The sequence below is a fragment of the Clostridium sp. TW13 genome (assembly GCF_024345225.1).
Taxonomy (GTDB): domain Bacteria; phylum Bacillota; class Clostridia; order Clostridiales; family Clostridiaceae; genus Inconstantimicrobium; species Inconstantimicrobium mannanitabidum.
Map to the genome: position 1 here is coordinate 3,685,269 of NZ_BROD01000001.1, position 11,110 is coordinate 3,696,378.

Annotated in this window: 9 protein-coding genes; 1 reads left to right on the forward strand and 8 read right to left on the reverse strand. The window is 28.9% G+C overall.

Annotation, left to right across the window (positions count from 1 at the left end):
- Nucleotides 1–49 precede the first annotated feature (49 nt).
- From OCU47_RS17020 to OCU47_RS17035, 4 genes are read right to left on the reverse strand one after another with little or no spacing between them, the layout of a single operon-like run.
- Nucleotides 50–616, reverse strand: a complete 567-nt coding sequence (locus OCU47_RS17020) for a hypothetical protein (protein WP_261829790.1) — start codon at nt 614–616, stop codon at nt 50–52.
- Nucleotides 597–1,559 (reverse strand): hypothetical protein, encoded by a 963-nt coding sequence (locus tag OCU47_RS17025; protein ID WP_261829791.1) that lies wholly within the window; start codon nt 1,557–1,559, stop codon nt 597–599. Before OCU47_RS17025 ends, OCU47_RS17020 begins: the two co-directional genes overlap by 20 nt.
- An 8-nt stretch (nt 1,560–1,567) precedes the next feature.
- Nucleotides 1,568–3,172, reverse strand: coding sequence for a hypothetical protein (locus OCU47_RS17030; RefSeq protein WP_261829792.1), 1,605 nt, complete (start codon nt 3,170–3,172; stop codon nt 1,568–1,570).
- Entirely contained in the window at nt 3,165–3,875 is a 711-nt protein-coding gene (locus tag OCU47_RS17035; RefSeq protein WP_261829793.1) for an ABC transporter ATP-binding protein, read from the reverse strand. The genes OCU47_RS17030 and OCU47_RS17035 overlap by 8 nt, the downstream gene beginning before the upstream one ends.
- A gap of 385 nt (nt 3,876–4,260) precedes the next feature.
- On the opposite strand from OCU47_RS17035, the gene OCU47_RS17040 reads away from it, so the two are divergent.
- Entirely contained in the window at nt 4,261–6,321 is a 2,061-nt protein-coding gene (locus OCU47_RS17040) for a methyl-accepting chemotaxis protein (protein WP_261829794.1), read from the forward strand.
- 85 nt (nt 6,322–6,406) lie between these two features.
- Here OCU47_RS17040 and OCU47_RS17045 read toward each other — a convergent pair whose 3' ends face one another.
- From OCU47_RS17045 to OCU47_RS17060, 4 genes are all read right to left on the reverse strand, one after another.
- Nucleotides 6,407–7,393 carry a hypothetical protein gene (locus tag OCU47_RS17045; protein WP_261829795.1) on the reverse strand — a complete coding sequence of 329 codons (987 nt, stop codon included), beginning with the start codon at nt 7,391–7,393 and terminating at the stop codon, nt 6,407–6,409.
- Nucleotides 7,394–7,606: 213 nt separating this feature from the next.
- Nucleotides 7,607–8,158, reverse strand: a complete 552-nt coding sequence (locus OCU47_RS17050) for an HD domain-containing protein (RefSeq protein ID WP_261829796.1) — start codon at nt 8,156–8,158, stop codon at nt 7,607–7,609.
- Nucleotides 8,159–8,419: 261 nt separating this feature from the next.
- Nucleotides 8,420–9,655: an MFS transporter gene (locus OCU47_RS17055; protein WP_261829797.1), complete on the reverse strand. Its 1,236-nt coding sequence runs from the start codon at nt 9,653–9,655 to the stop codon at nt 8,420–8,422.
- Nucleotides 9,656–9,941: 286 nt separating this feature from the next.
- Nucleotides 9,942–11,042 carry an ArsR/SmtB family transcription factor gene (locus OCU47_RS17060; RefSeq protein WP_261829798.1) on the reverse strand — a complete coding sequence of 367 codons (1,101 nt, stop codon included), beginning with the start codon at nt 11,040–11,042 and terminating at the stop codon, nt 9,942–9,944.
- Nucleotides 11,043–11,110: the final 68 nt, after the last annotated feature.

Sequence of the window (11,110 nt, forward strand, 5' to 3'; positions counted from 1 at the left end):
TCTATTTTTTATAGTCATTTATTTTTTTAACTATACCTGTCATTCTTTCTCAATTTTCTTCTTCACACTCATTATATGCAACTCTTAAATATCTTAAGAATACAATTCTTACTATCAGAATAAGAATCCAAAGCCCCCAAAGTACAATAGTAAAATGTTCATTTCTGATAAAATTAATATTGAAGGCTAATAATGATAAGTGTACTGTCATACATGCTAGAATAGCATACCATACTCTTTCTAAACTGCGAGCAAAATCAAACAATTCCTTCTTAATTGCCTCTTCTTTTAATCCCTTTATAATGTAATAGTAAAGCACATATGCTATTGAACTTACAAGCACTCCATAAATAGACATTAAAATATTAGGAGTTTTATTCTCTGTAGGAACTATATTTAGTAACAGATTAATTATAGATATAATAACCATAATAGTTGTAATTTTTCTAGCTTTTAGAAAGGATTCATCCGTTCCGTCTATATTAATAATTGAATATAGACCATTGCCTATCAATATATATCCTATAAAATCAGGTAGAATAGGGATAGGTCCTATATTAATGTGAAAGGTTATTATTATGAATCCCCAAAAAATTCTATTTAGTCCCCACTTCATGTGCTTGTCCTCCACCTTCTTTTATAGCCTTGACGAATTTGCTATCTAATCTTATATTACTTCCTATGGAGTTCATTTCTAAATCCATAGGTACTTCTTGCTTAATCTCTCCCTTTTCCATCTTTAATGTAATATTTCCTTGTATAGATTTATAAGATTCTTTTTTTATTACATAATCTATTTTAATATTCACATCTTTTTTCACCTTATATGGAAAATTTAATTTATTAATATTAGTAGAGTTCATATTTATTTCAAATATCTCATCAATTTCTTTTCTAATGTTACTTTTTATTGAAGTAATGTAGCAATCTCGGTTTGCATTAAAATATGCATACCCAGTACCATCAGTAGAACCTCCACTACCACATTTACTGCAAATGGAGAAATCTTCAGTATTTTTAAAAGGACCAATGAAATATATTTCTCCTAAATTAACCTCATACCTTTTGCCTGTTCTAGTATAGTAGGTCATCTTAGTTATTTTATTCTTACCCTCCTTTAATTCTGCTAATATTTTATCTTTAAACTCAAGCCCACTTCCTGTGGTGTCAGATATATCAATACTCATAAGATTATGATTATTATAACTATTAACAAGCTGTGGAAATACATCAATATTCATATTCCCTAACTCAGGAAACTGCACTTGCCTTATCTCATCCTCATTATTATCAGTAATATAAAAAAAACTAAAATTAGGAAACCTCACCTGAGTAAGTTGTTTTATTTTTTCTTCCTTTGTTAATCCCTCAAATGTAGAACCATCTTCATATTGACTCATTTCTTCTTTAGAAGGTAAACTCTCATATACCTCTATTTCCTTATAATTTTCAATGAAAACAGGTGCTTTCAATTTGTTCATATAAAAATATCCTATGTTAAAAATCCAACAGCAAATTACTGTGGTAATTGAAATAATTATTGTTTTTTTCTTTCCCATATTACTACCTACTTTAATTTAAAAGTTTTTGGTGCAAGTCTATAAGTTAATATAACTGCAACTATCATATAAACAACTGTTGCTGCAATTACTCCTAATGTAAAAAAGTATGATGTAACCTTAATTCTAAGACACATATAAGAAATAAAGTATACTACCGCGTTAACCACAGAGAATAGTGGACTTTTCACTGTTAACTCTGATGTATATGGCTGAAGAACATAATACATAAATAGATGATGTATTGAGAAAAAGGCCGATAAACATAATACACATAAAAGATTAGGAATTATCTTTAATATGCTGCCAGTTCCCCCCAAAACAATACCTATAATTAGCATTCCTAAGCATATTGTAAGTGCCGGAATACTATTAAAGAATATTATCTTTTTAACCCTAGCTCTAAAATTAGCAAGTATAACCTTGCCTTCTTTATAATATCCATATCTTAAAAGACTATTATCACAATTAAAAAACATTGCCTTACAAATTCTTTCTGTAGTTGATAAACAGTACATAATAAAAACTAAAACTGGCATTGCATTTGTAATTAAATTTATAGATTGTTCTCTAAACTTTGGTACAAAAAACATTATTATTCCAAATATAATAAATACTGCAACTATGAGTATTACCCTCATTTTTATTGCATTCTCTACTATCTTTCTGTGTCTGAAAAAGAATATAGAATTTAAATATTCAAACCCTTGCTTGTTATTAAATCTTTCAGTGTTAAGCAAATCTGCAGACATCTTCTTATCATCTATCTTTACATCTGCAAACCTTGCATCCTTCATTATATTGTCTTTGTTAAATATAACAGCCTTGGTCACTGTTGCTTTTGCTAAAATCATAAAATGCTTAAATTTATATAAGTATAAATAGCTTAAAACTCCTATAATTATCACTGCTATAAAAAATATAGGATTAAAAATAACTGTTGCAAAATCTATACTGCCATTAATTAATATTGGAAGTCCGTAAGCACCAACCAAAGCTAACAAAACAATTAGACCTGCTAACCAATTTTTATCTACAAGAGCTACCTTTTTTGTTTCATAAAAGTATACATGTATAAACTCTCCCAAAAGTCTAAACCCTGTTAATTCTAATAACAGCATAATAGTTTGTATAGGTGAAAATCCTATTACTAGTAATGGTAACATAAAGTAAATTATGCTAGATACCAATTTGTATATTATCTGTGACAGAAAATAATCTCTTGGATTTACTCTCATTAGATTTATCATATTGAAAGCTTCCTTGGTTGGATTAAAAATCACTACATTTACTATGGAACCTTCAAAAAAGTTCATAAAAGTAAAAATAATCAAAACTGTAGCCATTATTGACATGTTTGGACTCACACTTTTATTTATAAACCATGCTGGCAGATAAGCTACAAGTCCTAAATATAGAGATTTCTTTATAAATTGTCCTATAACATTTAAAACTTGTCTTATTACTCCTACTGTTATCTTAGCATCTGTTTGTCCATACAATTTATCTGGAATCTTCTTTCCTATTAAAGGCACCCTCTTTAGAAAATGTATCAATACATTGGCGTCTTCAGCAAAAGATACCTTATAGCTGTTTATGAATGTACTAAGCATCTCCTTCCTCCTTTAATATCTCTACAATATTCTTCTCAAAATCAGGACTTTTCAGTATTTTATCGTCTATATGCTCAAGCTCTCCATTATTTAAAACTACAATTTCATCACAAAGGTCTGTGGCTAACTCTAGAATATGTGTAGAAAAAATTATTATATGATCATGTTTGATTTTCCTTAGTAAGTTTTTGATTTCAATTGCTACTACAACATCAAATGAAGTTAATGGTTCATCTAACAAAATTACTGCTGGTCTTGTAATTAAGTAACATAACATTTGCATTTTGTTTTTCATTCCTTGAGAGTACCCTCTTATAAGTCTATTTCTATCGTCCTTACCAATCTTCATAAAATCAAAGTACTCATCAATAGTTCTTAGATCTTTTATCTTGTCCTTGTTTATATCTATATAAAACTTTAAAAATTCGTGTCCAGTCAAGAATTCTGGTAATACTGGTTCTGAAAATACATATCCAACCTTTGAGTAACTTAAGGTGTTCTTATCATCTTCCCCCTCTTGAAGCATAATCTCTCCACCATCGCATCCGATATCCTCACTTATACAATTAAAAAGTGTAGTCTTACCAGCTCCATTACGTCCTAATAACCCATATATTTTTCCTTTTTCAAAAGTAAAAGAAGCATCCTTCAATACTTGCTTATCACCAAATTGCTTTTGAACATTATTTAAAACTAACTTCATATTTCCCCCTATTAAAAAAACAAGCCAAATTATTGCTTTGGTTTGCTTAATTTTGATTTCATAATAATATTAAATTATTTTATCTATGTATAAATTATACAGTTTTATCTCTGTAGTTTCATTAGTTAAAATCTTAAATTTTTCATAAGTTTACTCCTGTATGCTATAAAACAACTTAGCATTCTATTTTTTATTATAGCGATAAACTTACAGCAAATATTAAAAATTATGGCTTGGTGTTGTAAAAAGTGGAATAGGGAGAATTGAACCATTCCTTCATATGCAAGTATGTCTAAACATTTCCTGTCGACTTTGCTAAAATATTTTCGATAATGTTATTATATAATTAAATTTTTTTTTAAATTCCACGGGAGGGTATATAATTATGAAAAAAATATCTACAAAAATAATTGCAGCAATTGTTTTCTTTTGCTTAGTAACGTCAATTATTATTACTACTGCAACAAATATAGTAAGTAAAGGCGCACTAAAAACTGATGCCGAGAGCAATTTACTTCAGACTTCTGTTAATAAAGCTCAAACAATAAATGAAGGACTTATATCTACTAAAAATACTGTAGATAACTTAGAGTCTCTTTTTTCTCAAAGTTTTGATTTAAATAAAGTAAAAACTGATAAAGCATATGCTGACAGTTATGCTAAGTTTATGTCTCCAATAATGAAAAATTTAATTTCAAGACAACCTAATTTACTAGGCGTAGCTCTAATAATAAATCCAGAATTGACAGATTCAGCTTATCAAGTAATCTTTGAAAGAAAAGCTGGTGAAAAAGATGTAACACAATTGCAAAAATTCACTAAGAGCCAATTTCAAACTAACAATCCAGATATGACTTGGTACTACAATCCTATAAACAGTAAAACTGCTCTTTGGAGTGACCCACATACAGATTCAAGTTCTACTAGCATGAGAATGGCATACACAAAACCAATATACATAAATAATCAATTAATCGGAGTAATCGCTGTTGACTTATTCTTTAATGATTATAAAAATATGATAAATAATGTAAAGATTTATGACAAAGGACATGCCTCCTTGCTTAATAAAGATACTAAATACTTAGTTGATAAAAAATATACTGACAAAGATACTTTAAAAACAGTATTAGGCAATACAGTGGATGTAATATCAAAAGACTCAGGAATACAGTATTATGAAAAAGATGGTATAAAATCAGTACTAGCTTATACCAAACTGTATAATGGCAACATAATGATTGTATCAGCTGATGAATCAGATATATTTAAAGTTATAAATAACAATATAATACTATCAATAATTATAACTTTAATTGTATGTATTATAACTTCTATAATAGCTTTATTCATAGGAAAGAGACTAAGTGACCCAATAGTGTTTATTACAGGACTTGTTAATCTTACTTCTACTCTTGATTTTAGGGAAAATGATAAGTTTTCTAAGATTAATAATTTCAAAGATGAATCAGGTATTATAGGAAAAGCAGTATTAAATCTGCGTGAAATATTAAAAGATGTATTAATAGATATTAAAAAATGTTCTGATACTACCTCTGGTCACTCAATTAATTTAAATTCAGTAACTGAAGAATTACAAGATTCACTTACTGCTATAAACAGTACAGTTATAGAACTTGCTAATGGTGCTGAAGCCCAAGCAAATGATGCACAAGATAGTTCTGAAAAATTAGGAGTTTTATCTGATAAAGTTGAAAACATCATAAGCATCACAGATACTTTTAACTCTGAATTTGAGACAGCTAAAACATATAATGATAAAGCAATCAAATCTATTGATACTTTAATGGATAAAATCAAAAGCACTACTGAAATAGAACTTAAGACAAGTAATAGTGTTAAGGAACTAGCTGAAAAATCTTCACTTATAGAAAATATTGTCCTTACAATAAACGGGATTTCAACTCAAACAAATCTATTAGCTTTAAATGCTGCTATTGAAGCTGCTAGAGCTGGTGAAGCCGGTAGAGGATTTGGAGTCGTGGCAGAACAAATTCGTGCTCTCTCAGAACAAACTGCCGATTCTACTAAGAAAATTGAGACTATAATAAATGATATTCGTAACGAAATTAGTATTACTGAAAAGAATATGGATGCTTCAACTTCTAACATTATAGAAGTTAATAATTCAATAAATGAATCAAAGCAATCCTTCGCAGATATAAAATTATCTTTCCAAACCCTTAGTTCAAAAGTAGATACATTAATATCAAACATAGATGATATTAAAACTAGTAAAGAATCTGTAGTAGATTCAATTCAAGGAATAACTGCTATTTGTGAACAGTCAGCAGCTGCTACAGAAGAAGTGTCTGCTACAGTACATGAGCAATTAAGCTCAGTAGCTAATGTTAGAGAAGCTTCTGAATCACTTAAAAACTTAGTAAACACATTAGAAGAACTTCTTGGTAAGTTCACTCTATAAACTTTAAAATATCTCAATAGACTATATAAAAACCTCAGTAGACTTTTAATAAATCTACTGAGGTTTCTTTTATTGTTTATACTGATTAATTGTTAAATCCCCTAAATGATCTCATTCCATTTAGGCTACTTGTAAATGCTGATGGTAGATACATTTTGTATGCTACTCTCATAACTAGTCCAGAAATAATTACCATAGCTGCAAAAGATAAGAATAAAATATATGTTAATTTATCTTCATCAACTACTCCTGTACCCTTCATAGCCACTGCTACATAAAAATATCCCAGTAAAGTTCCAAAAGATATAATGTATAAACTCCATGATGGTACTACTACTAAAACTATGCAAGCTATTAAAGCAAATGGAGCTGATGCTAAATTCTTTGCACTGGCTACACATAACATTTGCTTATAATTTGTTTTATACTTAAATATAACCTTTGTAAAGAACAATAATATCCCAGCTAAAACACAAGCTCCGCAGAAAGTTAATATCAAAGTAGCAAAAAATATCTTTGCTAGTGGAAAGTGTAAAGAAGCGCTCATCCCTATTGAACTAAATATTCCTAATGTACTGCTGAAATCTGAAATAGCTGAATTAAGCTTACCAAATAAAAGTGTTACAAACAATGCAAATATGATTGAATCAACTCCCATAAAGCCTAGTCCAACTTTATAGTCATTGGCTTTTACAAATGCTTTAAGCATTGAAGCTGGTGATTTTACTGTCTTCCTAGCAACCATAAAAAATCGTCTTATGTATAACCCAAAAGCATCTGGAGCAACATTTTTTTGATATTGCTGCTGTGGATTTGAACTCATTACTGGTGGATTAAATCCACTTTGTTCACCTTCAATAGATTTTTGTTCAAACTGTAACTGTTCCTCTTGGTATGTTTCTTGTTGACATTCTGGTTGCATAACTTTAACAGACTGCTCACCTTCTGGTTTAACTTCTTCACTTTGAACGTTCGTTTCTTGAGCTACTTGTTGTACAACTTTACTATTTTCGCAATTACAAACTTCACTCTCTTCTAATGGTCTACCACACTTAGTACAAAAATTTCCCATAACCTTTCCCCCTACAATATAATTACTTATAATAAAATTATAAAAATGAACACACGACAAATTCATTTCTTCTATTTTACCACAATCTAATTATTTATACTAAAATAATCTATAAATTATGTTTACTGTTTATAGTTGAAAATGAACAAAGGTCATGAAGTTTATAATTCAAATTTCACAACCTTTATTTATAAAAATATTAACATACTAATATTATAATTCTGTTTTTAATATGTTTAAAAATTCTCGTGTATAATCTTTTCTCTTGTTTGCTATCTTTCTACCTAAAGCTGTTTTGAATTCTATCTTTTCTAGAAAATCATTTTCAAAAATCTTTATGGTCTCCTCATAATTTTGTCCTTTAGCTCCACCTGTTGTGAAAGCTTTAGCAATACCAAACGCACCTACCAACTCAACATAATTTGCATCATGAACTATTTTTTCTTCTATTGTAATAGGATTGTCTATATGTCTCCCCAAAGAAATAAAGCCATTTTCTATTTCTGAGTCTGACCATCCTAGACCCTTCAGAAAAACTATGATTTCTTCTTTAAAAGAATTATCTGATGCAATCTTTTTTATTAATCCATGGAAGGCAGCAAGAAAATATAATAATTGCAAATTCATCTGTTCATCCGTTGCTTCAATAAACATTTTTAATCTTTTAGAGATTCTCCTAATGTGCTTAAAATTATGCGCTGGATCCTTATCACCATAAACTGCTTTTGTAAAATTCATATAATCTTCCAATTTGTTTTCTTTCATCTTCAACATCCCCCAATGTTATCGTAATTTAAATATAATCTAAATTTCATCAGTTCGCACTAATTCAAATATTATTTTAGATATCTAGAAATAGATAACAAGTCTAAGCAAACTAGCCTATAAACCTATATCCTTTCAGACGCCTTATCACTCATAAAAAATAGAAGTGTCACTCTTATATTAGAGTAACACTTTTATTAATGAATATATTTACAAATAAATTAAATTTAACACAGTTATTGTTAAGATTTGTTTAAATCTTTATAACGATCTAATATTTTTATTAAAAACTTGAGATAAGAACAAAAGTACAGTAAGTATTCCTACCACTAAGAATATTTGAGTTGTGCTTAGCACTAAACATAGTCCTCCAACTATTACTGAACCAAGAGGCATTGCGCTCATAGCCAAAGCTCCCATTATCCCAAAAACTCTCGCCATATACTCCTTTTCTATCTTTTGCATTGCAAGCACATTAAGCTGCATCATAATCAAACCTGCTCCCAATCCAAATATAATGCCTACTGGTACTAAAATTATCTCTACACACGTTGTTCCAGGTATAAAATAATAACTTGCATATGGTATGCCAATCAGCACTCCAGATACTATAAATATTTTTATACCTTTTACCTTTTCACTTACTTTAGGAAAAACAAAACTTCCTAGTCCAATTCCTACTATTAATGAAATTTGAATGATTGAATATACCTCTGGTCCTAATTTCAAACTGTTACTTACATACACAATTCCTAATGTATTTATGGGAACCAATAGCATATTTACTAGCGGAGTAAATAAAATTAAGTTTAACAACAGCTTGCTCTTCATTAAATATTTAAAGCCACTCTTTAAATCATCCTTATATGATTTGAAACTAATATCTACTTTATTTTTAATATCTCCAACAGGCTTTAATAAGCACATTATTAAACCACATATAAAAAATGAAGAAGAATCTATTAGTATTCCACCACTTACCCCTAGTATACCTACAATTGCACCTGCAACTGCTAATCCTACAATTTCTACAATTCTTGATGAAGTAGAAGATAATGACATCCCGTAAGTATAATTCTCCTTAGAAAGTATTAATGGTATAATTGCCCCACCAGCTGGTGATCTAAACGACTCAAATGTAGAATTGATGAATGTAGCTATAAATACAACTGGAACACTTAAAAGTCCTGTCATAAATAAAATGGCTATGCCTCCTACTATTAATCCTCTGCCTAAATCACAGCAAACAATTACCTTCTTCTTATTGAACCTATCAACCAATGCTCCTGCAAAAGGTTGAAATATCATTGTAGGTACGGCATTAACCCCAAATAATAATGCCATCAAGGATGCTGATCCTGTTAACTTAAATACCATAAATCCAAAAGCAATCGCATCCACAGAATCCCCAAATCTTGAAATCAAGTTTGCGATCATAAACAATAAATAATTCTTTTCTTTCAATACAACTCCATACGAACTTTTTGTAATCTCCATCTTAAAGCCCCCTTTTTTATTAAATTTTACCATTCAGTTAGATGATAGTCAACTACTAATTAGATATTCATCTAATATAATTTTATATTTTTATTATACTAATTAAGTGAAACACGTTTTCAAAAAGCTTACTATAATCTTTGATAACAATACCTTTATATATATAAAAAACTACAGAAAGATTTATGTTAATTTAAATCTTTCTGTAGTTTTGTATATTAGGCACCTGAAAATAAATAACCAGTCCAAATAGACTCACCTATAAACCTATATACTTTCATATGCGTTAAAGCATATAAGTTTCTAACTCAGATATAAACTCTTTAATAGCTTTTCTATTTAAGCTATAATAAACTTTACTGTCTCTTCTTTCTAAACACACCAAATTGGCAACAACTAAATCATTCATATGATAAGATACTGTAGCTGTGGTAAGCTTTAATTTTTCTGCAATTTGCTGACCATACATTTCTTCATTCTTTAGTAATCTTATTATTTCAAACTTACTTTTATCACTTAATGGCTTTAGCACATTAATAATTGGAGCCTTATCACTTCCAATAGTTCTGACTCCTTCCATGAGTTTATCAAACAAAATTCCATAATGCAATATTTCACAACCATCTTTTAAATCCATAGTCAAAGCATTAAATCTTGCTACTGCTGGATATATTATTAACTTATTACTATTTAACTTAATTCCTATAGTTTCTTGTATATAAACATATTTACCCTGAGGATCTTTCTGAAAATCTTCTATAAATTTATGAACTAATTGTTCAACTTCCTTATAAGCATTTTTGTGAGCATCCTCATTTTTCAATATTATTTCGACTAATACCATGTAATGAGGTTTTGGGTTCTTATATACTTGTATAAGTTTCCACTTAGCATCTTCATTTATCTCTATTGTATCTAATAAATCAATAAAATTTAGTATACTTTTATCATCTAATAATTGTTCAAATTGATCACCTTTTTCTGAAATTTCATCTGCAAATTCCTGATTAATTCCCAATATTAATTGTTCTCTAAAGAAATTTTCATCATAGTTATTCATATCATTATGTAATTCTTTTATCAAATCCATATTAATATTATAAATTAGAATTTCTGCTACGCAGGCTGTCTTCTTACACATATTAATAAAGTAAAATTCCCTATCTTTATCTTCTAAAGTCATTAATTTCTTAAACTTATTACTGCTCTTTTTAATTTTGGTATATTCCTTCTTTATGAAATTCTCCAACTTAATTTTATTTTCTTCATATATTTGCTGCTGTAACTCTCCATAAAACTGTTCTTCTAAATCTTCATTTGAAACATTATAAATAAATCTAACAATTTCTCTTAATTCATGTGTGGTCTGCTTTATTTCTATATCCATACTAAATTCCTCTCATACAAATGTTTTTAACTTACTATACTATTTTGGTCTATAACTAAAATAATAGC